Source organism: Nocardioides eburneus, assembly GCF_040838215.1.
GTDB classification, from domain to species: Bacteria; Actinomycetota; Actinomycetes; order Propionibacteriales; family Nocardioidaceae; genus Nocardioides; species Nocardioides eburneus.
In genome coordinates this window covers 1-25,364 of record NZ_JBFPJR010000017.1, presented here as the reverse complement: position 1 = coordinate 25,364, position 25,364 = coordinate 1, and the positions used below count along the sequence as shown (strand labels likewise).

The following is a 25,364-nucleotide window of genomic DNA, read 5'->3' as shown; positions in this document are numbered from 1 at the left end:
CGAGAAGGTCTGGGCGTCGCGCACCCACCTCCACCGCACCGAGCCGTCGAGGCTGGTGGGGATGCTCTCGCTCGAGGACGCCGACCGGCTCCTCACCGAGACCGCGATCCGGACGCCGTCGATCAGGCTCGCGCGCGACGGGTCGGTGCTCCCGGAGTCGTCCTACACCCGTCATGCGACGCTCGCCGGAAAGGCGCTGAGCGGCCTCGTCGACGGCCGGAAGGCGCTCGACGCCTTCCGGGACGGGGCGACCGTCGTGTTCCAGGGCCTGCACCGCTACCACCCGCCGCTGACCCGGCTGGTCGCCGAGCTCGAGCTGGAGCTCGGTCACCCCTGCCAGGCGAATGCCTATCTCACGCCGGCCGGGAGCCAGGGGTTCGCGGTCCACTCCGACACCCACGACGTGTTCGTCTTCCAGACCGCGGGCGCCAAGCAGTGGGAGGTCCACACCGGTGACGGCCCCGACCGGCACGTTGACGACATCACGATGGAGCCGGGGCTCAGCCTCTATCTCCCGACCGGCACGCCGCACGCCGCGCGAGCGCAGGAGACCGTGTCGCTCCACGTCACGATCGGCATCAACCAGCTGACCTGGCGCGGCCTCGTGCGCCGTACCCTCGAGCGCCTCCTGCCGGCCGGCGACCACCTTCCGGCCGGCTACCTCGACGACCCGTCCGTCCTCAGCCGCGGCCTGGCCGCGCGCCTGCGTGAGCTCGCGGACGCGCTCGTCGCGACCGACACCGACGCGGCTGCCGAGGCCGAGGTCCGGCGCTTCCTCACCTCGCGACAGCCGAGGCTCGCCGGTGGACTGCTGGACCAGCTCGCCGGTCCGGTGGAGGACGACACACTGCTGTGCCGCCGCCCGGGCAGCGCCTGCGTCGTCCGCGACCACGGCGACCGGCTCGAGGTGCTCCTCGGCGACCGTGCGATGGACGTGCCGGGTCGGCTGCGGGACGCGTTCGCCGAGATCCGCAGCCGCGACTCCCTGCGCCCCGCCGACCTGCCGCTCGATCCGCAGAGCCGGGTGGTGCTGTGCCGACGCCTGGTCCGGGAGGGGCTGCTCGAGGTGGCTCGCTGAGCGTGCCCGACCCTGACTTCCGGTGTGCCGCCGCGGCGGAGGCGCGCGCCGAGCCGCTCGCCGGCACCGCCTCGACCGTCCGCGCGTTCCTGCTGCTCGAACACCCCGGTCCCTGGGGTGTCGACGCACTGCGCGATGCCCGACTGCCGGGGGAGACCGGTGCGGCGCTGCGCGCGGCGGCCGCCGAGACGGGCGTCCGCGTCCTGCTCGTACGACGCCCCGGCCGGTCCCACCCGGAGGGCCACCGCATCTTCGCGGTGTCGGCCCGGCCGGGCTCGGCGTGGGTCGAGACATCGGTGGTCGACCACCCGGCCGATCTGCTCCGCCTCGACCTCGCCGACCTGCGCGCTGGGCGCTCGCTGGGCCTCACCCACCATGACGAGCCGATCTTCGCGGTCTGCACCCACGGCCGCCACGACGCCTGCTGCGCCGAGCGGGGGCGTCCGGTGGCGGCGGCGCTCGCCGCGGTCTACCCGGAGCAGACCTGGGAGGTCTCCCACCTGGGTGGTGACCGGTTCGCCGGCAACATGCTCGTCGCGCCCGACGGGCTCTACTACGGCCGGCTGACGCCCGAGGCCGCCGTCGACGTCGCCCGCGCGCGGCTCGACGGCCGGCTCGAGCTCGACCACCTGCGCGGCCGCACCGGCTGGCCGATGGCCGTCCAGGCCGCCGAGGTTGCGCTGCGCCGTCACCTCGACGAGTCGGGGCTCGCCACCGTCCGGGCACGCAGCCGCCACGTCACCGGTGACCTCACCACGGTGACCTTCGAGGTCGCCGGAAGGCCGTACGTCGTCGTCGTACGCACGACGCGGAGCGAGCCCGTCACGCTCACCTGCCGCGCCGCCCGCGACAACGCGGCCGTCGGCCACGAGGTGCTCGAGATCCGCCCGGGCGCCTGACGGGGCTTACCGAGCCGGTCGCATCCGTCCCACGCCGGCCGGGTACCCCACCCCGGACGTGCGGACCGGGAGGAGACGACGGTGGCCGGAGAGCGGCTCCGCGGGCGCTATTCGCTGGCGGTGGGCATCGCGCTGCTCGGCCTCGTCCCCAACGTCGTGCTCTCGACCGCGTTCCTTCCGCTCCAGGACGTGCTCACCCGCGCCCTCGGCGGCTCCACGACGGGGGTCTCGCTCGCGCTCGGCCTGAGCGGGGCGGCGTACGCCGTCGGCGCGGTGCTCGCGGCCCAGCTGGCGCTGCGAATCGTGCAGCGTCGGATCTTCCTCGTCGCGGAGGCCGTCTTCGTCGTGGCCTCGGCGCTCGCCGCCCTCGCCCCGGACGTCCCCCTCTTCCTCGTCGGCCACGTGCTCCAGGGGCTGGGGGCGGGATCCATGCTCATCACCTCGCTGCCTCCGCTGGTGACCCGCTTCGGTGCGGCCCGTGTGCCGGTCAGTGCGGCGATCGTCAACGTCGGTCTCTTCGGCGCGAGCACGCTCGGCCCCATCGCCGGTGGCCTGGTCGCCGCCGGGGACGGGTGGCGCTGGCTGCTCGGTGCGTGCGCGGTGCTCGGCGCGCTCGGCTGGGTCATCGCCCTGCTCGGGTACGACGTCTGGGAGCCCGTCGAGCCGGAGGCCCCGATCGACCGGCCGGCGCTCGTGCTGGTCGTCCTGAGCACCACCGCCATCTTCGTCGGCACCTCCCTCGTGGCCGGCCGTCCGCTGAGCTCGTGGGAGGTGCTGCTGCCGCTCGTCGCCGGGCTGGCGACGCTGGTCGCGCTGCTGGCGGTGGAGTCGCGGCAGAACGACTCGCTCGTGCCCGTCGGGGCGCTCGCCACCCAGCTGCCGGTCACCGGGATGCTGGCCGCCATGGTGGGCGGCGCGGTCTTCGTGACCGTCCTGGAACTGCTGGAGACCCGGCTGACCGAGGTCGCGGGTCGCGCGCCGACCGACCTGGCGGCCGCGTGCTGGCCGATGCCGGTCGGCGCCGCCGTGGGCGCGGTGGTCTTCTGGCGGCTCTTCCGGACGCGCTGGGTGCCGGTCCTCGTCGACGTCGGCCTCGTGGCCCTGGCCGGCGCGGCAGCCCTGCCGCTGGGCGGCTCCGGCGCGCCGGTGGTCGCGATGCTGCTGCTCGGCTTCGGCGCGGCGGCCACGGTCTCGCCGGGCCTCTTCCTCACCGGCTTCGGGCTGGCCTCCACGGACCTCGCGCGCGCCTTCGCCCTCGTCCAGCTGCTGCGGTCGGTGGCGACGTACGCCGTCGCGCCGGTCGCTGTGGCACTCGCGACCGCGGCTTCGTCGGTCGGCGGCGCGATCGACACCGGCCTGCTCGTCATGGCGATCGTCGCGGCGGCGGGACTGGCGGCGGCCCTGGCGATCCCGGCGCTGTCGGGCGCCCGGCTGCGGGTGCCCGACCTCGAGGCGTGGCTCGACGGCGACCCCGCGCTGCCGTCGCCGACCACGGCGACCCACGCGCGGCCCTCGGTGGCGGACGAGGCGGCAGAGCCGCTGCTCCCCGGTGGGCGCGGGCGGCACCGGGCCCAGTGACCGGGCCAGTGACCGGGCTCAGTGACCGGGCTCAGTGACCGGACCGAGTGACCGGGACGAGCGCCTGACCCGCCGTGCGCGCGTGGGTGGAAGCGCCCGCCGACGTGGCAGAAGGGGCGGCCGAGTCGGAGTGGTTTGGCCGGACTTGGTGCCGTCCCCGACAATGGGCGCGCTGACACCGGCAGCCATGGCGGACGCCGGCTGATACCGCCGGACAGGCCTGATGACCGAGGGGGACGACCATCGTGGACCAGGACGAGAAGCACCCGATCCTTGCCGGGCTGACCGCGCTCGTGGCGGTCGCCGTCGCGGTCGGGCTCGTGCTTGGCGTGGTGACCCTCGCTGCGACCCACGTGCTCGGCATCGGCGGGAAGAGCAGCACCAGTTCCTCGCGGAACGGCGCGTCGCTCTACCTGCCGACGCCCTCGCCGACCGACACCCCGAGCGACCCGCTCGTGACGCTGTCGGTCGACCCGTCCGAGACCTCTGCGCCGTCCGACACCCCGACGTCGAAGCCGTCGAAGAAGAAGACGAAGGCGCCGGAGAAGAAGATCACCCTGCAGGCCAGCCAGGTGTCGGCCGCGCCGATGCAGCTCTTCGACCTCAGCGGGATCTATCCCGGTGGTGAGGGCGAGATCCTCCGCCTCCAGCGCAAGACCGCCGGCGCCGGCTGGGAGGACTTCGGGATCCCCGACGTCGCCGTCTCCGGCGGCCAGTTCAGCACCCAGGTGCAGACCGGTCGTGCGGGGGCCCAGAAGTTCCGCATGAAGGACATCGACTCCGGCGCCCTGTCCAACGTCGTCACCGTCACCATCGGCTGATCCGGCGCCGCGAGGCTGTCCCCGCGGCACCGGGCAGGTGGTCGCATTTCCCCGGCTGGCAGGGGAAACGGGCGCTTGTCAGGCGACGAGACACCTGACAACCCGCCGCATTCCCTGACGAGTTCCCCCGCGCGGCGGTCTCGCCGTGCTGATCAGCCCGGGATGTAGTCGAACGTGTCCGGGTTGGGACCCGTCCGACCGGTCTCGCCCTTGTCGAGCGCGCTGATGGCATCGACCTCCTCCGGCGTCAGGGTGAAGTCGAAGACCGCGAAGTTCTCCTCCAGGCGCTCCCGGCGGACCGACTTCGGGAAGACGATGTCGCCGCGCTCGAGCTGCCAGCGCAGTGCGACCTGGGCCGGGGTCTTGCCGTGGTCGGCCGCGATCTTGACGAGGGCCGGGTCCTCCAGCTCGCCACCGCCCTGACCGAGCGGTGACCAGCTCTCCACGAAGGCGCCGTGTGTGAGCGTCGCCGCCCGGGCGGCCTCGTTGCCGAAGTAGGGGTGGACCTCGATCTGGTTGACGGCCGGGACCACGCCGGTGCGGGACACGATGGTGTCGAGGTGCTCCGGCTGGAAGTTGGAGACGCCGATCGAGGTCGCGAGCCCCTCCTCCTGCAGCTCGACGAGTGCCTGCCAGGTGGCGGTGTAGTCGCCGTCGTACTGCGTCGGGAGCGGCCAGTGGATGAGGAAGAGGTCGACCTTGTCGAGGCCGAGCCGGTCGAGCGACTCGGCGAGGGACGCCTTGGCCCGCGCCGGCTCGTGGTTGTTGTTGTTCAGCTTCGTCGTCACGTAGAGCTCGTCGCGGGCGAGCCCGCTCGCCTTGATCGCGGCGCCGACGCCGGCCTCGTTGCCATACATCTGCGCGGTGTCGATGTGGCGGTAGCCCACCTCCAGGGCCTCGCTCACGACCCGCTCGGTCACATCGGCGGGCACCTGCCACACGCCGACGCCGAACTGGGGGATGGTCGTCTGGTCGTTGAGAGTGATCGTAGGAACGCTCATGTCTGTCCAGAACCCCACCGCCTGGGATGTATTCCGAGATGATGGAGGGATGACCGAGGAGCTCCACTACACCGAGTACGACACCCGGCTGGCGGCGTACGCCGTGATCGTGCGCGACGGGCAGGTGCTGCTGGCGCTGTGGAACGAGGCGGCCGACCGCAAGCGCTGGACACTCCCGGGCGGCGGCGTCGACCTGTACGAGACACCCGAGGAGGGCGCCGTCCGCGAGGTCCGCGAGGAGACCGGGTACGACGTCGAGCTCACCGGGCTGCTGGGTCTCGAGACCGACGTGATCCCGCCGGAGGGGCGCCAGCGACCGACGGACCGGACGTTCAAGGCGGTGCGCGTGTTCTACGGAGCGCGCATCGTCGGCGGCGAGCTCACCGCGGAGGTCGGCGGCAGCACCGACGAGGCGCGCTGGTTCCCGCTCACCGAGGTGGCGGACCTGCCGCGGGTGTCGATGGTCGACACCGGCCTGCGTCTGCTCGCGGCCGGGCGCGCGGACGCGTCCTGACGCGCCCTTTCGCGACGGCCCTGACCAGACGCGCCCTGCGGTGCGGACCGCCGCGCTACAACGGAACCCATGCGAGCAATCGGAGTGACGGAGTACGGCGGTCCCGAGGTCCTGCGTGAGCTGGACGTCCCGGCCGAGACCCTCGGCGCGGGCCAGGTCCGCGTCCGCGTGGGGAAAGCGACGGTGAACCCCACCGACACGGGCGTCCGGAGCGGGATGAGGGCCCGGGGCGACCGAGCGGAGGGCGTCGGCGACGTGCCGGGCATGGAGGTGGCGGGGACGGTGACCGAGGTCGGCGACGGCGTGACGGACCTTGCTGTCGGTGACGCGGTGATGGCGATCGTGGTCCCCGCGGGCGCGCACGGCGCCTACCGTGACGAGATCGTGCTGCCGGTCGGGTCGGTCGTCGCCGCTCCGACGGGCGTGACCGAGGCCGAGGCGGCGACGCTCCCGATGAACGGGCTGACCGCGCGGCTCGCCCTCGACCTGCTCGATCTCGCCCCGGGTGACGTCGTGGCGGTCACCGGCGCGGCCGGGGCGCTCGGCGGCTACGTCATCCAGCTGGCGAAGGCGGACGGCCTGAGGGTCGTCGCCGACGCCGCCGACAAGGACGTCGAGCTCGTGCGTGGGCTCGGTGCGGACGTCGTCGTCCCGCGTGGTGCCCAGGTCGTCGAGGCGATCCGGGACGCCTTCCCCGACGGGGTCGACGGTCTCGTCGACGCCTCCGTCCAGCAGGCCGAGGTGGTGCCCGCCGTCAAGGACGGCGGCGCGATGGCGACTGTCCGCGGCTGGGACGGCGAGGGGGAGACCCGGGTGCGGGTGCTTCCCGTGTTCGTCCGCGAGGTCGCCGAGCGGCGGGACCTCCTCGACCGGCTCCGTCAGCAGGTCGAGGAGGGCGTGCTGACGTTGCGGGTCGCCGACGTCGTACCCGCGACTCGGGCGGCCGAGGCGCATCGCCGTCTCGAGGCGGGCGGTGTCCGCGGGCGCTTGGTCCTGGACTTCTCCTAGCCTGAGGCGCCGGGCCGCCGGGCCGCGCGGATCTTGTCGGGAAGAGCGGGAATGATCCGCCACAGACCTCCGTTGCACTCAGTGAGCAAAGTTGAGTTGAACAGACTCAAGTTGTTTGCCAGACTCGTCGCAGTGGCGCAGGATGGCCCACAGATCCAGCAGCAACCCCGGGGAACCGGGGCCGTAGGACCCCGCGAGGGGCAACAACCCGTACTTCGGAGGTAGCAACACCATGGCACGTGCGGTCGGTATCGACCTCGGTACGACGAACAGCGTCGTCTCGGTCCTCGAGGGTGGCGAGCCCACCGTCATCGCAAACGCGGAAGGTGCGCGTACGACCCCGTCCGTCGTGGCCTTCAGCAAGTCCGGCGAGGTGCTCGTCGGCGAGGTGGCCAAGCGTCAGGCGGTCACCAACGTCGACCGGACCATCCGGTCGGTCAAGCGCCACATGGGCACCGACTGGACCGTCGAGATCGATGACAAGAAGTTCACCCCCCAGCAGATCAGCGCCTTCGTGCTCCAGAAGCTCAAGCGCGACGCGGAGGCCTACCTCGGTGAGCCGGTCACCGACGCGGTGATCACGGTCCCGGCGTACTTCTCCGACGCCCAGCGCCAGGCCACGAAGGAGGCCGGCGAGATCGCGGGTCTCAACGTGGCGCGCATCGTCAACGAGCCGACCGCCGCCGCGCTGGCGTACGGCCTCGACAAGGGCGACGACCAGACCATCCTCGTCTTCGACCTCGGTGGTGGCACGTTCGACGTCTCCCTGCTCGAGATCGGTGAGGGCGTCGTCGAGGTCAAGGCGACCTCCGGTGACAACCACCTCGGTGGCGACGACTGGGACAACCGGATCGTCGAGTGGATGGTGAAGAAGTTCAAGGACGCCAACGGCGTCGACCTCGCCGCCGACAAGATCGCCGCCCAGCGCCTCCAGGAGGCCGCGGAGAAGGCGAAGATCGAGCTCTCCTCCAGCAGCGAGACGACGATCCACCTGCCCTACATCACCCACGGTGAGAACGGCCCCCTCCACTTCGAGGAGCGCCTGTCGCGGTCGGAGTTCCAGCGGATCACCGCCGACCTGCTCGAGCGCACCAAGACGCCGTTCCAGAACGTGCTCAAGGACGCCGGGGTCAAGGTCGCCGACATCGACCACGTCGTGCTCGTCGGTGGCTCGACCCGGATGCCGGCCGTGACCGACCTGGTCAAGGAGCTGCTCGGCGGCAAGGAGCCCAACAAGGGCGTCAACCCCGACGAGGTCGTGGCCGTCGGCGCCGCGCTGCAGGCCGGTGTCCTCAAGGGCGAGGTCAAGGACGTCCTCCTGCTCGACGTCACGCCGCTGAGCCTCGGCATCGAGACCAAGGGCGGTGTCTTCACCACCCTGATCGAGCGCAACACCACCATCCCGACGAAGCGGTCCGAGATCTTCACGACCGCGGACGACAACCAGCCGTCGGTCGAGATCAAGGTGGCCCAGGGCGAGCGCCCGATGTGGTCGGAGAACCAGCCGCTCGGCAACTTCGAGCTGACCGGCCTCCCGCCGGCGCCGCGCGGCGTGCCGAAGATCGAGGTCACCTTCGACATCGACGCCAACGGCATCGTCCACGTCTCCGCCAAGGACCAGGCCTCCGGCCGTGAGCAGTCCATGACCATCTCCGGCGGCTCGGCCCTCTCCAAGGAGGAGATCGACCGGATGGTCCGTGACGCGGAGCAGTACGCCGAGGAGGACGCCAAGCGTCGCGAGGCCGTCGAGGTCCGCAACCAGGCCGACACCCTCGTCTACACCACCGAGAAGTTCCTCACCGACAACGGCGAGAAGATCCCGGAGGACGTCAAGACCGAGGTCCAGACCGACCTCGACGCCCTCAAGGAGCTGCTCGGCAAGGACGACACCGACGCTGACGCGCTCAAGGGCGCCATCACCAAGCTCGGCGAGTCCAGCCAGAAGATGGGTGCCGCGATGTACGCCGCTGCCGACGCGGAGCAGTCTGCGGCGGGTGGCTCGGCCGGCGCGACCGGTGAGGCCGACGACGACGTCGTCGACGCCGAGATCGTCGACGAGCCCGGCGACGGTGAGAGCAAGTGACCGAGGAGCGTCCGACCGAGACCCCGGCCGAGGAGACCGCCCCGGCGGCCTCGGCCGGGGCCCGGGCCGACAGCCGACCGGACACCCAGGCCGACACGGAGCCGGAGGGCACGGCCGCGCCGCCGCAGTCGGCGGGGACCGGTGAGCCCGAGGAGTCGGTGGAGTCTGTGGAGGCCGAGGGCGACCCGCTGGCCGACGCGCAGCAGAAGGTCGCCGAGCTGACGACCGACCTCCAGCGTCTCCAGGCGGAGTATGTCAACTACAAGCGCCGGGTCGACCGGGACCGCGAGCTGATCAGCCAGAACGCGACGTTCAAGGTGCTCAGCCCGATCATCGACGTGCTCGACACGATCGACCGGGCACGCGAGCACGGCGAGGTCGAAGGCGGCTTCAAGGCCGTCGCCGACCAGCTCGAGCGGATCGTCGCCAACCTCGGCCTGACCCGCTTCGGCGAGCCCGGCGAGGCGTTCGACCCGACCCTCCACGAGGCGCTCAGCCACATGGGCACCGACCCGGAGGTCAAGGAGACGACCATCAAGGTGTTGGCCAAGGCCGGCTACCGCATCGGCGACCGGGTCGTCCGGGCCGCTCAGGTGCTGGTCGTCGACCCGGAGTGACGGGAACCGAGACAAGGCCTCGACAGGCTCGGCGCCCACGCGCCGAGCCTGTCGAGGCGAATCGGTGAGGAATGATGAAGACAGAAGGGAGGCGCACGCATGGCTGACCAGGACGGCATCCGGGCCGACTGGGTGAACAAGGACTTCTACGCCGAGCTGGGTGTGAAGAAGGACGCGACGGCCGACGAGATCAAGAAGGCCTACCGCAAGCTGGCGCGCGCCAACCACCCCGACTCCAACCCCGACGACACCGCGAAGCACGAGAAGTTCAAGCGGGTCGCCGAGGCCTACGACGTCGTCGGGGACTCCGAGAAGCGGAAGAAGTACGACGAGGTCCGCGACCTCTACGCGGGTGGAGGCTTCCCCCGGGCCGGGTCGACCACCGGTGGACGTGGCTACAACTTCGAGGACCTGTTCGGCAACGCCGGCGGTGCCGGCGGCAGTGCTGGTGGGGGCTTCGGCGACATGTTCGGCGACCTCTTCGGAGGAGGCTTCGGCGGGCGTCGTACCACCTCCCGCCCTCGCCCCACCAAGGGCGCCGACGTCGAGTCGTCGGCCACGATCGGCTTCACCGAGTCCCTCGAGGGCGTCACGATCTCGCTGCGCCTCACCAGCGACGCGGCCTGCCCGGACTGCAACGGCACGGGCGGCAAGCCCGGCACCAAGCCGCGGGTCTGCCCGGAGTGCGAGGGCGCGGGCTATGTCGTGCAGTCGGTCGGCGGCGGCTTCTCGATGAACGAGACCTGCCCGCGCTGCGGTGGCCGTCAGCTGATCTACGACGAGCCCTGCCCGACCTGCCACGGCACCGGTCGCGGGACGTCGGCGCGCACCATCTCGGCGCGGATCCCCGCGGGCGTCAAGGACGGCCAGCGGATCCGGCTCAAGGGCAAGGGCGCCGCAGGTGAGCACGGCGGACCCAACGGCGACCTCTACGTCACGGTGCGGGTCACGCCTCACCGCGTCTTCGGGCGCAAGGACGACAACCTGACCATCGACGTCCCCGTCGCCTTCGACGAGCTGGCGCTCGGCGCGGAGGTGAAGATCCCGACGCTGACCGGTGCTCCGGTGACGCTGCGGATCCCGGCCGGCACTCCCAACGGCCGGACCTTCCGGGTCCGCGGCAAGGGTGCCCGCCGCTCCGACGGCACCGTCGGTGACCTGCTCGCGACCGTCGAGGTCCAGGTCCCGGCCCACCTCGACGACGCGGCCCGCCAGGCGGTCGAGGCCTACCGCGACGCGACCGCCCACAAGCCGCTGCGCAGCAACCTCTTCGAGCAGGCGGAGGTCTGAGCATGGCCGCGCGGAAGCCGTCGGGAGCGGGGTCCTACAACCCCGGTCCCGACGCTGCTGTGTATGTCATCAGCGTCGCCGCGGAGCTCACCGGGCTCCACCCGCAGACCCTGCGGACCTACGAGCGGATGGGGCTCATCACCCCCGGCCGCACGGGCGGCGGCGGCCGCCGCTATTCCCACCGCGACATCGAGCTGCTCCGTTCCATCTCGGAGCTGACCGCGTCCGGCATCGGCATCGAGGGCGTACGCCGCATCCTCGACCTCGAGAACCGCGTCGCCGCCCTGCAGGCCCGCAACGACGAGCTCCAGCGCGAGCTCGCGGCGACCCGTGAGGCCCTGCGCCAGGCTGCCGCCGCGAGCGCCGACGCCCGGCGTACGCCGCAGAGCAGGCTGCCGGCTCTCCGGCAGCCCGACCCCGGGCAGGCCGTGGTGGTCTGGCGCCGAGGCCGCTGATCGGTGGCCGTCGGCAAACTCTCTTTCGACCTCTGGTGCGTCGCGGTCCGGGTCGGCGGATAGTGAGGGCGTCCCGCGACGTCCGAGCCACCCCCAAGAGCGCTCTCAACATCCCGGGCCCGCCCCGGCGCGGTCGAAACCGAGACGGCCGCGCCGGGGCTCTCCCGTCTCAGCAGTGCTGGTCGCCGACCCCGGCCCGCAGGCTGAGGGTGTCGAGGCGCAGTCCGTCGTTGAGGACGAGCCCGAGCGTCGGCATGTCGAGACCGTCGAAGTCCACCTCGCCGCCGCTGCTCTGCACGACGAAGCCGCCCGTGCCGACGCCGGGCACCTGGCTGCCACCGAGCGAGGCCGTGCCGACGACGGTCTCGGGAAGGTCCAGACCCGCGGCGGCCCCCTCGGAGGCGGCCAGGGTGATCCTCCCGAGGTGCACCGGGTCGGAGGTGCTCAGGCGCAGTCCGATGACGCGACCGAGGAGCGGCAGCTCGAAGCGGGGGAGGAGGCAGAGGTCGTCCAGCTCGGTGGAGGTCACGTTGACGACCGCGGCCGCCCTGGCGTTCTCACCCGGCAGGCTGGTGCCCGTGACGGCCTGGTCCGTCGACGTACCGAGCACCAGCGACCGCGCCGTGCCGTGGCTCGCCGAGATCGCGATCGGCCGTGCCGCTGCGATGGTCACCGACACCCAGCCGAGCACGATCGCCGGAACCAAGAGCAGTGCGGCGAGCGCGCCCGGGACGACGAGCGCAAGGAACCGTCGCAGCGAGACGTGCCCGGGCCGGAGGGGTGGGGTGGGCATGGCTAGTTCTGGTACGCCGTCGTGGCGGCGTCGCAGGCCGACGCGTCGCCGCTCGTGCCGGAGAACGCCTTGATGCTCAGGCGCGGCAGGCTGATGTTGCCGAGCACCCGCGCGCTGTAGAGCTTGCCCTTGAGCTTGGTGAAGCTCCCCTTGCTGGCATCGATGCCGATCCAGCCCTTGCCGTAGCTCGTCTCCGGGCCACCGAGGGGGTTACTGTCGTAGGATGTGCCGGTCTTGGTGGTCGTGATGTCGGAGGTCGCAAGACCGATCTGGTCCTGACCGGAGAGCACAATGCCGGCGTCGGCCGCCGTGAAGTTGACCAGGTCGAAGCTGGCGTTGCTCGCGGAGATGTCGGTCGCCGAGGTGCCGTTGCCGGCGGTGACCTTCAGGGTGAAGGAGCCGAGGGCGCCGAGGCTCTGCGTCTGCGAGAGGCAGAAGCCGTCGAGGGTCGCCGAGGCGAAGCCGGCGCGCAGGACCGACTTCTGCGTGCCGTTCACGCTCGTCGGGACCATCCCGAACCCGACGTCCTGGCCCACCAGTGCGGTGGTGTTGAAGGAGGCGGGGGAGGCCTCGGAGTCGATGTCGAGATAGAGGGCGAGGACGTGCTGGTCGACCAGCGTCGCTATCCCCACGACGGCGGCCGCGGCCACGGTCGCAAGCATGCCGGCGCGGCCCCACCGGGTGCCGTTCCGCGGCTCGGGTGCCGGGCTCGTCCTGGTCGCCACGGATGTCGTCATGGGTTCGGGCTCACCGCCACTGTCGTGTTGGGGAACTGCAGCGCGTCACCGCTCGGAACGCCGCCGCTGCTGTTGTGGGTGACGAGGTAGTAGAACTTCAGGTCGACCTGCTTGAGGTTGTAGGTGTCCGCGCCGATCGCCGCCAGCAGGGCGATGAGGTCGCCCCCGAGGTTGGCGACGGTGACCGTGCACGGCGTGCTCGGGTTGAGCAGGGTCGGGCCGCTCCCGCCGGCGAGGCCGCAGGCGGTGCCCGCCAGGATCGACCAGCCCGACAGGTCGATCTTGACCACGCTGTCGCCGGTGACCCACATGTCGGTGATGACGTCGGAGCCGGCCCCGAAGACCGGCCGTGGGCTGCCACCCGGCGTGAGCGTCAGGGTGTAGGCGCCCTGGCTGCCCGCGGCGGCCGTGCCGGCGATCGTCTTCAGGACCGTCCCTGCGCTGTCGCTGGTCACGGTGAAGTTCTTGAACGCGATGTGCCAGATGTTGGAGATCGCCGTGCCGTTCGCGTCCTTGACCGTGACGGCAGAGCTCTGCACCTTCGTCATCCCCTGGATCGAGGCGACGTTCGCGCTGCCGCTGCCGAGGGTCAGCTCGAGCTCGCTCCCGGAGAGGCACGGCGTGATCGAGCCGCTGGTGCTGGTCCCCGAGCCCGTGGAGAGGGCGAAGGTCTGCCGGTTGGCGTCGCTGGCACCGCAGGCGAAGGGGAAGTTCGGGGCGGCCGCCTTCGCCTGCTGCTCGCCCGAGCCGCCGGGCCCGACGAGCATCACGCAGCCGAAGAGCAGGACCGCGGCCAGCACGACCATCCGCTGCGCGCCGCGGCGCGGAGCGTGGAGGAGGGCCATGCTTACTCCTCCACGGCGGAGTCGCCACCACCGGCGAGCATGCGGCGCTCGCGGCGGCTCGGTTTCTTCTCACCCCACGCCCAGATCATCGAGCCCCCGATGATGCCGAGGAGCGTGCCGACGAGATAGCCCCCGAGGTTGGCGGCGACGAAGGCGTAGAGCGCGATGCCGACGACCGCCAGACCGGACAGCGCGCGGTAGAGCGGGGCGAACCAGGAGACGAGGCCGAAGAGCACCATCCCCCCGCCGAGCACGTAGCCGGAGGCGTTGCCCCAGCCGCTGGCGACGAGGAAGACCAGCTTGAAGGTCATCATCCGCAGGATCCACGCGCCGCCGGCGATCGCCAGCAGCCCGCCCCAGAAGGGGCGGGTACGCCGCCACGCGCGGAACCACGTCCGGGCCCCGCCGAGCCCGCGTCGGGTGGCGCCGGCCAGGCGGCGTACGCGGGACGGGGTCGTCTCCGTCATCAGCCCGGCGCTCATGAGGTGGCCTGGGTGTCGCAGGCGGAGCGGTTGCTGGAGGCCGTGCCGCTGAGCACCTTGATCTTGAGGCGCGGCAGCGTGATCTGGCCCTGCAGGTTGATGCCGTACGACGACGCGCTCGTGCCCGACACGTTGAGGTGGTCCGCCTCCAGGCCGAAGGCGCCGGCGGTCGCGGTGCCGCCGAAGATCGGGTCGGTCACCGAGGAGTCGAACCCGGCGTGGTTCTTGACCGCGGTGGCGTTCTCGCCGAGGTAGAGGCCGGAGATCTTGTTGCCGTAGCCGGTCAGGCCCGCCGCCGAGAGGAAGAGGTTGGAGGCGGTGACGTTGGGGATCGTCTGGTTGTCGGCCAGGTCGCCCGCGTCGGCACCGTCGCCGCCCTTGAGGTTGATCGCGTTGCCGGCGCCGTCGGTGGTGACGTTGCTGTCGCCGGGCGTCGCGAGCGGGTCGGCGACCGGCGCGCCCGCCATGATCATCACGGTGTAGTCGACACCGAGCATCTGCTGGTCGGCCAGTGCGCACAGCCCGCTGAGCTTCGCGGTCTTGAAGCCGATCTCGGCCACGCCGGCGGAGCCGTCCTGCTTCGTCTGGGTGTCGAGGTAGCCCGCGCCCGACAGGCCGGTGATGTAGTTCGTGTTGACCTGCATCGCGGTGTTCATGGTCGTGAAGTTGACCGCGAGCACGTTGGCGCTGACGAGGGAGTACATCCCTGCGAGCGCGGCCAGGCCACCGGCCATCATCGGGATGGCGCGGCGGCGGGTGCCACGTCGGGTCGCAGTGGCGCTGTCCATCATCTGCTGCGACCGCGACGTGGCGGCATCGACGGCGTCGAGCGTCCGCCGCTGGGCCGCTCGGGTCGCCCTGGCCCACATCAGCCGACCCCATGACGACTGACCCCATGCGCGTTCGCGCCGCTCGAAGCGGCGCCTGGTGTGCTTCATGTGCTGCTCTGCTCCCTCGAAGAACGGGGGCCGCACCCTCCTGCGGCCCCGGTGGCAGGTCAGGCCGCCGTGGCGGTCTGCTTGCCGGTGCGCAGGGCCGCTCGGGCGTCCTTGCGCTGCTGCTTGCGCTCGGCCTTGTCGGCGAGCTTGGCGAGCTGCTTGTCGGAGTAGGGGGTCCACGCGAAGACCAGGCCGGAGCCGACGATCCCGAGCAGCATCCCGATGATCCAGCCGCCGAGGTTGGCCAGCGGCAGCGACGCGACGGAGCACATCATCGCGATGATCGCCGGGAAGTGGCGCTGGGCCGGCTTGACGATCGCGGTCACGGCGGCGGCGATCATCACGCCGCCGAGCAGCGCCGGGACGAAGGCGCTGACGCCGGTCTGGACGAAGAACTTCCACGAGCCGCCCAGGATCGGGTCCATGACGAAGTAGCCGCCCGCGATCAGCACGAGGCCGCCCCAGAACGGACGCGAGCGTCGCCAGCGGCGTAGGCCCCGGCGGGCGCGGGTCAGGAAGCCGGGCCGCGGGGCGCCCTGCGCCTCGGCCGTGCCGTCCGCGTCGGTCTCGGCGGCTGAGCCGAGCACGGTGTTGTCGGTGGTGAGCGGGTTGGTCACGGGTCCCCCTCCAGGATCCGAAAGGTCGAGCGGTGCCGTGTCCGGGCCGGATCACCGGCCCGGACACGAGGTGCGGGCGGACCCGCGGGCGATCAGCAGGCCTGGGCCGAGCCCTTGGCGCCGAAGGCGGTGTGGATCCCCAGGCCGGAAAGGCCGGAGAGGCCGTCAGGCAGGGTCGCGGAGTAGGCCGCCGCGTTGAGCCCGTTGAGCGTCGCGGCGCCACCGGTCAGGGCGAAGCCGTCGGCGTCATATCCGGTGTCGCTGTCGGCCGTCATGCCTGCGGCGGACTGGGTGGTGCCGACCTTGACGTCCGCGATCGCGGAGTCCGCGCCGGTCGCGTTCAGGTCCGCGGCGTTGAGCGTGACGCTCCCGAGATCGAAGTTGGTCGAGCCGGAGGCCAGGCAGACGTTCAGGTCGAGGCTCCCCAAGACGGGCAGCGACTTGGTGAGCTCGAGGCCGAGGTCGGGCGCCTTCGCCCCGGAGACCTCCGCGACGACGCTGCTCTTCGAGTCATCCGTCGACGCACCTGCGCCGGCGAAGCCGGGACGCACCGCCAGGCCGGACGCAGAGATCGAGCTGGCGCTCAGGCTGAAGTCATCGGCCGACGCGATGGTCGCCGAGACCATGCCCTGCACGATGGCGACACCGAGCCCGGCGCTGACCACAGCGGCCGGGACGGTGATGGCCGCGAAGCGCCCGAGGCGCGTGCGACCCATTCCCTTTTCCTTCATGAATGCTCCCTCGTGAGACGCCCGTCCCTCAACGGGCGTGGAATGCTGCCGGACCCTGATACCCCCGGCGGCATGCGTCACTGTGTCTCGCGTCACAGGTTACCGTCAAGTATCAATGGACAATTTCTTGCGATTTGTCCATAACGATCCGCGTCGTGACTCGTTGCGGCGCGGGTTAGAGTTCCGCCGGCCCCGCGGAGGACGGGGGTGGGGCGGCTGCCGTCGGGCGGTCTGCGGACGAACGGGGAGCGGGTCGTGGTGACAGGCAGGCATGCGCCGATGGCGCGGCGGAGGGACGAGACGGGCTCGGCCGCGATGGTGGTCGGCGTCGTCGCGCTGGTGGTCTTCTTCCTCGCGATCCTGGTGGTGATCGTCTCCCTCGCGTTCTCGGTGCGGGTGAGCGGCCACAGCATGGAGCCGACCCTGCACGACGGCGACCGGCTCGAGGTCGACCTGCTCCACCGTCACGACATCGCCCGGTTCGACGTCGTCGAGGCGGTCGAGCCGGCCAGCCCCGGCGTCACCGGCGGCAAGGACATCGTCAAGCGCGTCATCGGCCTGCCGGGCGACCGGGTCGCCATCGCCGGCGGCGCGAAGCCGGTCGTCTACCTCCGCCCCGCCGGCACCACGACGACGTACGTCGTCGATAACCCGGCCTGGTCGGGGCAGGTCGGTGCGAAGCAGGGCGGGTGCTGCGGCGACAACGGCGTCTACCGCCTCCACAACGTGAGGGCGAAGCGGTGGCAGACGGTGCCCGACGGGTCCTACTGGCTGATCGGCGACAACTGGGGCGGCTCGACCGACTCCCGGGTCTTCGGCTTCGTGTCGGAGGAGAGCATCAAGGCCAAGCTCTCCTTCCGCATCCAGCCGTTCGGCCGGTTCGGTCACCTCGACGACCCGGCCACCCTCGCGCACGCGAAGTAGCCCATCCGGGCCGGTCCGGCAATCCGCTACTCGCTGGTAGAGAAGTTCCTCGACAAATCTCCCCAAACTGTCAAACGACGTCTACCCTGACCGCCGAGGGAGAGTGGCCGCGATCACATCGCGGCCACTGCACGCGGCGTCTTGGGAGGGACGTGGGGCGTTGGAGATCAACTGGCTCCATTTCTGGTCGGTGCCCGTCTTCACGGCGGTCATCGGCTGGCTGATCAACTGGACCGGGCTGTGGATGCTGTTCGCACCCATCCACTTCCACGGGTTCCGGGTACCGGGCCTGAAGGAGGTGGCCGGCTCGCTGCCGCGCAAGCTGCAGGAGGTGCCGGGCATCCTGCGCGGCGGCCTCGGCTGGCAGGGGATCGTGCCGGCGCGAGCGGCGAAGATGGGGAGCATCGCGGTCGACCGGGCGCTGTCGAAGATGGCGACGGCGCGCGAGTTCTACGAGCAGCTCGAGCCGGACGTGATCGCCGAGCACATCGTCGACGTCTTCAAGCCCGAGATCCCGCTGCTCGTCGACGAGATCATGTGGCGCGAGCACCCGCGCTTCTGGCGGGACCTGCCGCGCCCGCTCCGTGCCACGGTGATCGAGCGGGTGCAGGGCCAACTGCCCGTCGTCGTACGCGCGGTGACGGCGGAGATCGGCAACCACATCGACCAGCTCCTCGACCCGAAGATCATGGTCATCGACAACTTCGAGAAGAACCCCGACATCGTCGTGCGGATCTTCAAGGACTTCGGTGCGCGCGAGCTGCGGATGATGGTGGTCTTCGGCTTCGTCTTCGGCTTCCTGCTGGGGATCCCGGTCGCGTTCGTCGACGCGCTCTTCGGCCAGTGGTGGCTGCTGCCGATCATGGGCATCGCGGTCGGCTGGGTCACCAACCTGCTCGGCATGTGGCTGATCTTCAGCCCTCCGAACCCCGTCCGGATCGGGCCGTTCACGATCCAGGCGCTCTTCGCGCGGCGCCAGTGGGAGGCCTCCGACGTCTACGGCAAGCACATCGCCATGGACGTCATCACGCTCGAGCGGATCGGCGACCACCTGCTCAACGGCCCCTCGGGCGACCGCACCCGGCAGATGCTCGCCGAGGCGCTCCAGCCGGCCGTCGACGCTGCGATCGGGCCGGCCCACGGCGCGGTTCGCGTCGCCGTCGGCGTCCGCAAGTTCGACTCGATCCGCGCCTCGGTGGCCGAGCACGCCGTCGACTACACGCTGACGCCGCTCAAGGACGCCGCGTTCAGCGAGCGCCAGTCGCAGCACATCCGTACCCTGATCGCTGAGCGGTGCCGGGCCCTGCCTGCGCCGATGTTCGTCGAGATGATGCGGGCCGCGATCAAGGAGGACGAGTGGCTGCTCTACGCCCACGGCGCGATCATGGGCTTCGCGGGCGGACTGCTCCACCTCTGGATCTTCGGGGTCGGCTGATGTCGCTCGCCCACATCAACACCGGTGGCGCGCCGGCCACCGACGAGCGCGCCGAGCTCCGCGCCGTCCCCGATCCCGCGCCCGCTCCGGGCGCGGTCGGCTCGACGCTGCAGGCGCTGCCGGGCCTGCTCCGGATCAGCGCCGTCACGGTCGCCCACACCGCCGGCTGGGGCATCGCGGCCTACGCACGGACCTGGGGCCGCGTCGCGCGCGCCGTGGTGGATCCCGGCGAGGCGGCCAGGCTCAGCGACGACCTCGGGGCGGTCGCGGGCCAGCTCACCGAGCTCGCGCGGTCGGTCGCCAAGGGTGGGCCGATCTCCGAGGCGGTGGAGCGGTGGGGCCTGCCGGCGCTCGAGGCCGCGCAGACCTCGCTCCAGAGCCGCGGCACCCGCCCCGGCGGCGAGTCCGAGAGCGACAAGCTGCGGAGGTACGGCGAGCAGCTGCTGCGCCGCTCGCGCGACGTGTGGGACGACGACAGCCGGCACCCGGCGTACGCCGCCATCCTGCGTGATCTCGCGCCCGACGAGGCGCGACTGCTCGTGCTGCTGCTGCGGGACGGCCCGCAGCCGAGCGTCGACGTCCGCGAGGGTGGCGCCATCGGGCGGCTCACCGGCGCCCGCGCCGTCGCGCGCGGGCTGACGATGATCGGGCCACGGGCCAGCGTGCGCTACCCCGACTCGGTGCCGCAGTACCTCAACAACCTGACCCGGCTCGGCCTTGTCTGGCAGTCGCCCGAGCCGGTCGCGGAGCTGCTTCGCTACCAGGTCGTCGAGGCCCAGCCCGACGTGCTGGACGCCGTCCACTCGGTGCGCTCGGCCCGGATCATCCGCCGCAGCATCCACCTGACCCCGTTCGGTCAGGACTTCGCCCGAGTCTGCTTCGCCGACGCCGACGAGCTCGCCGACCTGCCGACCCACGAGGCGCCGCCGGACGCGGCCGCCACGGAGGGGCCCGACGACTGACGGTCACGATGGACACGAGGTGTGAGGGTCGTCTCCTCCGGCTAGTCTCTGCCGGGTCGGCCGGGGAGGGCTGAGCGAAGAGGGGTATCTGTGTGGCCTGAGTGGCTACGTGACTGGGCAGCAGGGGTCAACTGGTTCCACCTCCTGACGGTGCCGGTGTTCACCGGGGTCATCGGGTGGCTGATCAACTGGTCCGGCCTCTACATGCTCTTCTACCCACTGCGCTTCCGTGGCGCCCGGGTGCCGGGCCTGCGGGAGCTCGCGTCGATCCTGCCGCGCAAGCTCCAGGAGGTCCCCGGCATCGCGCAGGGCGGACTCGGCTGGCAGGGGATCATCCCGGCACGCGCCGCCAAGATGGGCTCGATCGCGGTCGACAAGGCGATCGCGAAGCTCGGGACGCCGGGGGAGTTCTATCAACAGCTCCAGCCCGAGCAGATCGCCGAGCACATCGTCGAGGTCTTCCGGCCCGAGGTGCCGGCCCTGGTCGACGAGATCATGACGCGTGAGCACCCGCGGCTGTGGCGGGACCTGCCGTTGTCGGTGCGGTACGCCATCGTCGTACGCGTGCAGGAGCAGCTGCCCGCGATCGTCGGTCAGGTCACCACCGACATCGGCACCCACATCGACCAGCTGCTCGACCCCAAGCTCATGGTCATCGAGCACTTCCGGAAGAACCCCGACGTCGTCGTCAAGATCTTCCGCGACTTCGGCCAACGCGAGCTGAACCTCATGGTCGCGTTCGGATTCGTCTTCGGGTTCCTGCTCGGCGTGCCGGTCGCGGTCGTCGACTCCATCCTCCAACAGGCCTGGCTCCTCCCGGTCATGGGCGTCGTGGTCGGCTGGGTGACCAACCTCCTCGGCATGTGGCTGATCTTCGAGCCGCCCGCGCCCAAGCGCATCCTCGGGGTGAAGGTGCACGGCCTCTTCCCGCGCCGCCAGGCCCAGGCCGCCGAGGTGTATGCCGACATCATCGCCTCCGACGTCATCACCCTCGAGCGGATCGGCGACTTCCTCCTCAGTGGGCCGCGCGGCGACGCCACCCGGCGGCTGCTCACCACCGCGCTCGAGCCGGCCGTCGACCGGGCCGCCGGTCCCTACCGTGGCGCCGTGCGGGTCGTGCTGGGCCCCGAGCGCTTCGACCGGATCAGCCGTTCGGTGGCCGAGGAGGCCGCGGACCGTACGCTCGTGCCTTTCCAGGACCCGCAGTTCAGCAAGCAGCAGGCGGATCGCATCCAGCGTCTGGTCGCGCGGCGCACCAAGGAACTCCCGCCCGCCGACTTCGTTGAGATGATGCGGGCCGCGATCAAGGAGGACGAGTGGATGCTCTACGCCCACGGCGCGATCATGGGTTTGGCCGGCGGCTTTCTGCACTTGCTGCTGTTCCCGCCCGGATCTTGAGGACCGACGACGACGGGCCGGGGCTTGTCCCCCAGATGGCGCCGGCGGTCGAGGCGCTGCCCGGGCTCGCGCGGGTGGCCGCCGGCGCGGCGTGGCAGACCACCGGCTGGGGGATGCGTACCTCCCTGCGCACGAGCCTCAAGGTCGCGCGTGCCGTCGTCGACCCCGACGCCCGGGCCGAGCTCGCGCGTGAGGCGGTCGGCGCCGTGGAGATCGTCTCGGACGTCGCCCGCTCCCTCGTGACCGGTACGCCGGCGACGATCGACGTGCCGGAGGCGAGCGACCCGCGGGGCGCGGCACAGCGCTCACCCTCCGTGCGCGAGGCATCGCCGGCGACGCTGCGTGAGCGCGGCGCCGCACTCCTCGAGCGCTCTCGGGACGTCTGGAGCGAGGAGCAGGGGCATCCGGCGTACGCCCGGATCCTCGACGACCTGGCGCCGGACGAGGCGCGGATCCTGCTGCTCCTCCTCCAGGGCGGCCCTCAGCCCAGCGTCGACATCCGCACGGGCGGACCGGCCGGGCTGGTCAACAGCCAGCTGGTCGCGCCGGGACTGTCGATGATCGGCGCCCGCGCCGGGGTGCGCTATCCCGAGCGCGTCCCGGCCTACCTCAACAACCTGTTCCGCCTCGGCCTGATCTGGCTGTCGCGGGAGCCGCTGCGCGACCCGGAGGACTATCAGGTCCTCGAGGCTCAGCCCGACGTGCTCGCCGCGCTCCACTCGGTGAAGTTCGCCAAGGTCGTGCGCAGGTCGGTCCACCTCACGCCGTTCGGGGAGGGGTTCTGCCGGATGACCCTCATCGAGCCGGAGGAGGTCGCCACGGCCGACTTCCCCGAGCATGACGCGCCCAGCCAGGTCGAGCCGCGCGAGGGGTGAACAGGTGAGCCGGTCGCAGGACGCCGGTCGCGGTCAGTCCTTCGCGGTCGACGGTGGGGCGCCGTAGACCAGCGGCACGAACTCGCGGTGGCGCGAGATGTAGCCCGAGATGAAGGGGCATAGCGGCAGCACCTTGCGGGAGCCGTCGTCACGGACGGCGGCAAGCGCGTGACCGGCGATGGCAGAGCCGACGCCCTGGCCCTCGTAGGCCTCGTCCACCTCGGTGTGGGTGAAGACGATGAGCTCGTCGGTCAGTTGGTAGTCCGCGAATCCGGCCAACTCACTTCCCACCCAGCCCTCGAAACGGTGCTTCTCCTGGTCGTCGACGACCGAGACCTCGCTCATGGGCGCGACTCTGCTGCCCGGGCGCCGCTTCGTCAAGAAGGCTCGGTGGCGGCTCCGGGTGCGCGCCCCGAGCGGGCGACCGCGGGCCGTCGTGCGACGGAGTGGTGGGACACCTCGAAAATTCCCAAAGTTGAGCGGAACAGACTCAACTTCTGGCGCGTTGAGATCGACAGCGAGCACACTTCACTCGCGGACGTTCTTCCTCAGGAGTAGCCACCTATGAGCCAGTTCTCGGCCGACAAGTTCACCAACCGCAGTCGCGAGGCGATCGAGGCTGCCCAGCTCGCGGCCACCACGGCCGGCAACACCACGACCGAGCCGATCCACCTGCTCGTCGCGCTGCTGCAGCAGCAGGACGGGACCGCCCGCTCGATGGTGGCCCGCTCCGGCGTCGACCCCGACGAGCTGACCGGCCGGGCGGTCGCGGTGCAGGACGCGCTCCCGCGCGCCACCGGCTCGACCGTCCAGCAGCCCGCCGCGTCGGCGGCGCTGACGCGCGTCCTCGCCGGTGCTCTCACCCTCGCCACGTCCCTCAAGGACGACTATGCCGCGACGGAGCACCTGCTGATCAGCCTGGCGACCGTCGAGTCCAGCGCGCAGAAGGTCCTCACGGACGCCGGCCTCACCGAGAAGGGGCTGCGCGAGAGCCTGACCGCCGTCCGCGGCAACCGCCGGGTGACGAGCCAGGACGCCGAGTCGACCTACGAGGCACTCGACAAGTACTCCGTCGATCTCACCAAGGCCGCGGAGGAGGGCAAGCTCGACCCGGTCATCGGCCGCGACCAGGAGATCCGCCGGGTGATCCAGGTGCTCAGCCGGCGTACGAAGAACAACCCCGTCCTCATCGGCGAGCCCGGCGTCGGCAAGACCGCCGTCGTCGAGGGCCTCGCCCAGCGCATCGTCGCCGGCGACGTCCCGGACTCCCTCAAGGGCCGCCGCGTGCTCAGCCTCGACCTGGCCGGCATGGTCGCCGGCGCGCAGTACCGCGGCCAGTTCGAGGAGCGGCTCAAGGCCGTTCTCGAGGAGATCAAGGCGGCCGAGGGCCAGGTCATCACCTTCATCGACGAGCTCCACACCGTCGTCGGCGCGGGCGCCGGGGGCGACTCCGCCATGGACGCGGGCAACATGCTCAAGCCGATGCTCGCCCGCGGCGAGCTGCACATGATCGGCGCGACCACGCTCGACGAGTACCGCGAGCGGATCGAGAAGGACCCGGCGCTGGAGCGCCGCTTCCAGCAGGTCTTCGTCGGCGAGCCGTCGGTCGAGGACACCATCCAGATCCTGCGCGGCATCCAGGAGAAGTACGAGGCCCACCACGGTGTCCGCATCACCGACGCCGCGCTCGTGGCCGCGGCGAGCCTCTCCGACCGCTACATCACCGGTCGCCAGCTGCCCGACAAGGCGATCGACCTCATCGACGAGGCCGCCTCGCGGCTGCGGATGGAGATCGAGTCGTCCCCGGAGGAGATCGACCAGCTCCGCCGCCAGGTCGACCGGCTCAAGATGGAGGAGTTCGCGCTCGAGAAGGAGACCGACGAGGCCACCAGGGAGCGGCTCGCGGCGCTCAAGAAGGAGCTCGCCGACAAGGAGGAGGAGCTGCGGGGTCTCGAGGCCCGGTGGGAGCAGGAGAAGGCCTCCCTCGAGGGTGAGGGCGAGCTGCGCAAGCAGCTCGACGCGCTCCGCATCGAGGCCGACCGGCTGACCCGTGAGGGCAACCTCGCCGGGGCCTCGGAGATCCTCTACGGTCGCATCCCCGCGCTCGAGGAGCAGATCGAGGCGGCCGCCAAGGTCTCCGAGAGCGGTGACGCGGTCGAGAAGCTGGTCGGCGAGGAGGTCGGACCGGAGCAGATCGCCGAGGTCGTCGAGGCCTGGACCGGCATCCCGACCGGCAAGATGCTGCAGGGCGAGACCGCCAAGCTGCTCGAGATGGAGACCGTCATCGGCGAGCGCCTGATCGGGCAGGCCGACGCGGTCACGGCTGTCTCCGATGCCGTACGCCGCTCCCGGGCCGGCATCGCCGACCCCAACCGGCCGACCGGGTCGTTCCTCTTCCTCGGTCCGACCGGGACGGGCAAGACCGAGCTGGCCAAGTCGCTCGCGGACTTCCTCTTCGACGACGAGCGGGCGATCGTCCGGATCGACATGTCGGAGTACGCCGAGAAGCACTCCGTCGCACGCCTCGTCGGGGCCCCTCCGGGCTACGTGGGGTACGACGAGGGTGGCCAGCTGACCGAGGCGGTCCGCCGCCGGCCCTACTCGGTGGTCCTCCTCGACGAGGTCGAGAAGGCCCACCCCGAGGTCTTCGACATCCTGCTGCAGGTCCTCGACGACGGCCGGCTGACCGACGGCCAGGGCCGGACCGTCGACTTCCGCAACACGATCCTGATCCTGACCTCCAACCTCGGCTCGAACTTCCTCGTCGACCCCCTGATGGACGAGCACACGAAGCGCGAGAACGTCATGGCGGTCGTCCGGTCGAGCTTCAAGCCGGAGTTCCTCAACCGGCTCGACGAGATCGTCATGTTCGACGCGCTCTCGCTCGCCGACCTGACCAGGATCGTCGACATCCAGCTCGGCCTGCTCGAGAAGCGGCTCGCCGTACGCCGCATCACGATCGACGTCACCCCCGCGGCGAAGGAATGGCTCGCCGAGACCGGCTACGACCCGGCGTACGGCGCCCGTCCGCTGCGCCGGCTGATCCAGACCTCCATCGGCGACCCGCTCGCGCGGATGCTGATCGGTGGCGAGATCAGCGACGGCGGCACGGTCGTCGTCGACAAGGGCGGCGACGGGCTGGTCCTCACCGCCTGACCGCGTCTGCGTGAATGGTCGGCCGGGTCGGCGTGCAGGTACGCCGACCAGGTCGAGGGCTGACGGCTACTGGTACCTCGCTCAGTTGAGCTTCTACACTACGATGACGCTGCTCGCCGACAGCTTC

General features: G+C 71.3%; 25 protein-coding genes. 16 read left to right on the top strand and 9 right to left on the bottom strand.

All coding sequences use genetic code 11. The features are described from left to right. The first annotated feature begins 61 nt into the window (after positions 1-61). The 4 genes from AB3X52_RS11175 (at position 62) to AB3X52_RS11160 (ending at position 4,376) form a co-directional block, all read left to right on the top strand. Positions 62-1,078 (top strand): cupin domain-containing protein, encoded by a 1,017-nt coding sequence (locus tag AB3X52_RS11175; protein ID WP_367994150.1) that lies wholly within the window; start codon positions 62-64, stop codon positions 1,076-1,078. A gap of 2 nt (positions 1,079-1,080) precedes the next feature. After that, a complete protein-coding gene (locus tag AB3X52_RS11170; protein WP_367994149.1) occupies positions 1,081-1,977 on the top strand; it encodes a ferredoxin family protein in 897 nt (298 codons plus the stop codon). Positions 1,978-2,058: 81 nt separating this feature from the next. Further along, complete coding sequence (locus AB3X52_RS11165) at positions 2,059-3,555, top strand: MFS transporter (RefSeq protein WP_367994148.1); 1,497 nt, start codon at positions 2,059-2,061, stop codon at positions 3,553-3,555. Positions 3,556-3,800: 245 nt separating this feature from the next. Further along, a complete protein-coding gene (locus AB3X52_RS11160) occupies positions 3,801-4,376 on the top strand; it encodes a hypothetical protein (protein ID WP_367994147.1) in 576 nt (191 codons plus the stop codon). 152 nt (positions 4,377-4,528) lie between these two features. Here AB3X52_RS11160 and AB3X52_RS11155 read toward each other — a convergent pair whose 3' ends face one another. Beyond that, positions 4,529-5,377: an aldo/keto reductase gene (locus tag AB3X52_RS11155; protein ID WP_367994146.1), complete on the bottom strand. Its 849-nt coding sequence runs from the start codon at positions 5,375-5,377 to the stop codon at positions 4,529-4,531. A gap of 49 nt (positions 5,378-5,426) precedes the next feature. Between AB3X52_RS11155 and AB3X52_RS11150 the strand changes: the two genes are divergently transcribed. The 6 genes from AB3X52_RS11150 to AB3X52_RS11125 all read left to right on the top strand — a co-directional run bounded on the left by AB3X52_RS11150 (position 5,427) and on the right by AB3X52_RS11125 (position 11,344). Then, positions 5,427-5,891: an NUDIX hydrolase gene (locus AB3X52_RS11150; RefSeq protein ID WP_367994145.1), complete on the top strand. Its 465-nt coding sequence runs from the start codon at positions 5,427-5,429 to the stop codon at positions 5,889-5,891. A 69-nt stretch (positions 5,892-5,960) separates the two neighbouring features. Then, entirely contained in the window at positions 5,961-6,899 is a 939-nt protein-coding gene (locus AB3X52_RS11145; RefSeq protein ID WP_367994144.1) for an NADP-dependent oxidoreductase, read from the top strand. 232 nt (positions 6,900-7,131) lie between these two features. Further along, positions 7,132-8,982 carry a molecular chaperone DnaK gene (dnaK, locus tag AB3X52_RS11140; RefSeq protein ID WP_367994143.1) on the top strand — a complete coding sequence of 617 codons (1,851 nt, stop codon included), beginning with the start codon at positions 7,132-7,134 and terminating at the stop codon, positions 8,980-8,982. Continuing rightward, positions 8,979-9,599 carry a nucleotide exchange factor GrpE gene (gene grpE / locus AB3X52_RS11135; RefSeq protein WP_367994142.1) on the top strand — a complete coding sequence of 207 codons (621 nt, stop codon included), beginning with the start codon at positions 8,979-8,981 and terminating at the stop codon, positions 9,597-9,599. The genes dnaK and grpE overlap by 4 nt, the downstream gene beginning before the upstream one ends. Before the next feature lie 99 nt (positions 9,600-9,698). After that, positions 9,699-10,889, top strand: coding sequence for a molecular chaperone DnaJ (gene dnaJ, locus AB3X52_RS11130; RefSeq protein ID WP_367994141.1), 1,191 nt, complete (start codon positions 9,699-9,701; stop codon positions 10,887-10,889). A 2-nt stretch (positions 10,890-10,891) separates the two neighbouring features. Then, a complete protein-coding gene (locus AB3X52_RS11125; protein ID WP_367994140.1) occupies positions 10,892-11,344 on the top strand; it encodes a heat shock protein transcriptional repressor HspR in 453 nt (150 codons plus the stop codon). Positions 11,345-11,513: 169 nt separating this feature from the next. Here AB3X52_RS11125 and AB3X52_RS11120 read toward each other — a convergent pair whose 3' ends face one another. From AB3X52_RS11120 to AB3X52_RS11090, 7 genes are all read right to left on the bottom strand, one after another. Beyond that, positions 11,514-12,137, bottom strand: a complete 624-nt coding sequence (locus AB3X52_RS11120; protein ID WP_367994139.1) for a hypothetical protein — start codon at positions 12,135-12,137, stop codon at positions 11,514-11,516. Positions 12,138-12,139: 2 nt separating this feature from the next. Then, positions 12,140-12,874 carry a DUF6230 family protein gene (locus AB3X52_RS11115; RefSeq protein WP_367994138.1) on the bottom strand — a complete coding sequence of 245 codons (735 nt, stop codon included), beginning with the start codon at positions 12,872-12,874 and terminating at the stop codon, positions 12,140-12,142. Then, positions 12,871-13,719 carry a hypothetical protein gene (locus AB3X52_RS11110; protein WP_367994137.1) on the bottom strand — a complete coding sequence of 283 codons (849 nt, stop codon included), beginning with the start codon at positions 13,717-13,719 and terminating at the stop codon, positions 12,871-12,873. The genes AB3X52_RS11115 and AB3X52_RS11110 overlap by 4 nt, the downstream gene beginning before the upstream one ends. A gap of 2 nt (positions 13,720-13,721) precedes the next feature. After that, positions 13,722-14,186 (bottom strand): DUF6114 domain-containing protein, encoded by a 465-nt coding sequence (locus AB3X52_RS11105; RefSeq protein WP_367994136.1) that lies wholly within the window; start codon positions 14,184-14,186, stop codon positions 13,722-13,724. Positions 14,187-14,197: 11 nt separating this feature from the next. Then, positions 14,198-15,139, bottom strand: coding sequence for a DUF6230 family protein (locus tag AB3X52_RS11100; RefSeq protein WP_367994135.1), 942 nt, complete (start codon positions 15,137-15,139; stop codon positions 14,198-14,200). Positions 15,140-15,198: 59 nt separating this feature from the next. Further along, positions 15,199-15,756, bottom strand: coding sequence for a DUF6114 domain-containing protein (locus AB3X52_RS11095; protein ID WP_367994134.1), 558 nt, complete (start codon positions 15,754-15,756; stop codon positions 15,199-15,201). 92 nt (positions 15,757-15,848) lie between these two features. Then, on the bottom strand, positions 15,849-16,472 hold the full coding sequence (locus tag AB3X52_RS11090; RefSeq protein ID WP_367994133.1) for a hypothetical protein: 624 nt from the start codon (positions 16,470-16,472) through the stop codon (positions 15,849-15,851). A gap of 294 nt (positions 16,473-16,766) precedes the next feature. On the opposite strand from AB3X52_RS11090, the gene lepB reads away from it, so the two are divergent. The 5 genes from lepB to AB3X52_RS11065 all read left to right on the top strand — a co-directional run bounded on the left by lepB (position 16,767) and on the right by AB3X52_RS11065 (position 22,081). Continuing rightward, positions 16,767-17,411 (top strand): signal peptidase I, encoded by a 645-nt coding sequence (lepB, locus tag AB3X52_RS11085; protein ID WP_367994132.1) that lies wholly within the window; start codon positions 16,767-16,769, stop codon positions 17,409-17,411. Between the two features lie 160 nt (positions 17,412-17,571). After that, positions 17,572-18,846, top strand: coding sequence for a DUF445 domain-containing protein (locus AB3X52_RS11080; protein WP_367994131.1), 1,275 nt, complete (start codon positions 17,572-17,574; stop codon positions 18,844-18,846). Continuing rightward, complete coding sequence (locus AB3X52_RS11075; RefSeq protein WP_367994130.1) at positions 18,846-19,808, top strand: Abi-alpha family protein; 963 nt, start codon at positions 18,846-18,848, stop codon at positions 19,806-19,808. The genes AB3X52_RS11080 and AB3X52_RS11075 overlap by 1 nt, the downstream gene beginning before the upstream one ends. A 90-nt stretch (positions 19,809-19,898) precedes the next feature. Continuing rightward, positions 19,899-21,206 (top strand): DUF445 domain-containing protein, encoded by a 1,308-nt coding sequence (locus tag AB3X52_RS11070; protein WP_367994129.1) that lies wholly within the window; start codon positions 19,899-19,901, stop codon positions 21,204-21,206. Further along, positions 21,203-22,081 carry an Abi-alpha family protein gene (locus tag AB3X52_RS11065; RefSeq protein WP_367994128.1) on the top strand — a complete coding sequence of 293 codons (879 nt, stop codon included), beginning with the start codon at positions 21,203-21,205 and terminating at the stop codon, positions 22,079-22,081. Before AB3X52_RS11070 ends, AB3X52_RS11065 begins: the two co-directional genes overlap by 4 nt. 33 nt (positions 22,082-22,114) lie before the next feature. Here the strand turns inward: AB3X52_RS11065 and AB3X52_RS11060 are convergent, their stop codons facing one another. After that, positions 22,115-22,426 carry a GNAT family N-acetyltransferase gene (locus AB3X52_RS11060; protein WP_367994127.1) on the bottom strand — a complete coding sequence of 104 codons (312 nt, stop codon included), beginning with the start codon at positions 22,424-22,426 and terminating at the stop codon, positions 22,115-22,117. Positions 22,427-22,645: 219 nt separating this feature from the next. On the opposite strand from AB3X52_RS11060, the gene clpB reads away from it, so the two are divergent. Then, a complete protein-coding gene (clpB, locus tag AB3X52_RS11055; RefSeq protein WP_367994126.1) occupies positions 22,646-25,237 on the top strand; it encodes an ATP-dependent chaperone ClpB in 2,592 nt (863 codons plus the stop codon). Positions 25,238-25,364 lie beyond the last annotated feature (127 nt).

Bases quoted from the DNA above. Each gene is read 5' to 3' on its own strand.
- AB3X52_RS11175 (WP_367994150.1), top strand. From the start codon at position 62: ATGCTCTCGCTCGAGGACGCCGACCGGCTCCTCACCGAGACCGCGATC.
- AB3X52_RS11155 (WP_367994146.1), bottom strand. From the start codon at position 5,377: ATGAGCGTTCCTACGATCACTCTCAACGACCAGACGACCATCCCCCAG.
- AB3X52_RS11150 (WP_367994145.1), top strand. From the start codon at position 5,427: ATGACCGAGGAGCTCCACTACACCGAGTACGACACCCGGCTGGCGGCG.
- AB3X52_RS11145 (WP_367994144.1), top strand. From the start codon at position 5,961: ATGCGAGCAATCGGAGTGACGGAGTACGGCGGTCCCGAGGTCCTGCGT.
- dnaK (WP_367994143.1), top strand. From the start codon at position 7,132: ATGGCACGTGCGGTCGGTATCGACCTCGGTACGACGAACAGCGTCGTC.
- dnaJ (WP_367994141.1), top strand. From the start codon at position 9,699: ATGGCTGACCAGGACGGCATCCGGGCCGACTGGGTGAACAAGGACTTC.
- AB3X52_RS11125 (WP_367994140.1), top strand. From the start codon at position 10,892: ATGGCCGCGCGGAAGCCGTCGGGAGCGGGGTCCTACAACCCCGGTCCC.
- AB3X52_RS11120 (WP_367994139.1), bottom strand. From the start codon at position 12,137: ATGCCCACCCCACCCCTCCGGCCCGGGCACGTCTCGCTGCGACGGTTC.
- AB3X52_RS11115 (WP_367994138.1), bottom strand. From the start codon at position 12,874: ATGACGACATCCGTGGCGACCAGGACGAGCCCGGCACCCGAGCCGCGG.
- AB3X52_RS11110 (WP_367994137.1), bottom strand. From the start codon at position 13,719: ATGGCCCTCCTCCACGCTCCGCGCCGCGGCGCGCAGCGGATGGTCGTG.
- AB3X52_RS11105 (WP_367994136.1), bottom strand. From the start codon at position 14,186: ATGACGGAGACGACCCCGTCCCGCGTACGCCGCCTGGCCGGCGCCACC.
- AB3X52_RS11100 (WP_367994135.1), bottom strand. From the start codon at position 15,139: ATGAAGCACACCAGGCGCCGCTTCGAGCGGCGCGAACGCGCATGGGGT.
- AB3X52_RS11090 (WP_367994133.1), bottom strand. From the start codon at position 16,472: ATGGGTCGCACGCGCCTCGGGCGCTTCGCGGCCATCACCGTCCCGGCC.
- lepB (WP_367994132.1), top strand. From the start codon at position 16,767: ATGGCGCGGCGGAGGGACGAGACGGGCTCGGCCGCGATGGTGGTCGGC.
- AB3X52_RS11075 (WP_367994130.1), top strand. From the start codon at position 18,846: ATGTCGCTCGCCCACATCAACACCGGTGGCGCGCCGGCCACCGACGAG.
- AB3X52_RS11060 (WP_367994127.1), bottom strand. From the start codon at position 22,426: ATGAGCGAGGTCTCGGTCGTCGACGACCAGGAGAAGCACCGTTTCGAG.
- clpB (WP_367994126.1), top strand. From the start codon at position 22,646: ATGAGCCAGTTCTCGGCCGACAAGTTCACCAACCGCAGTCGCGAGGCG.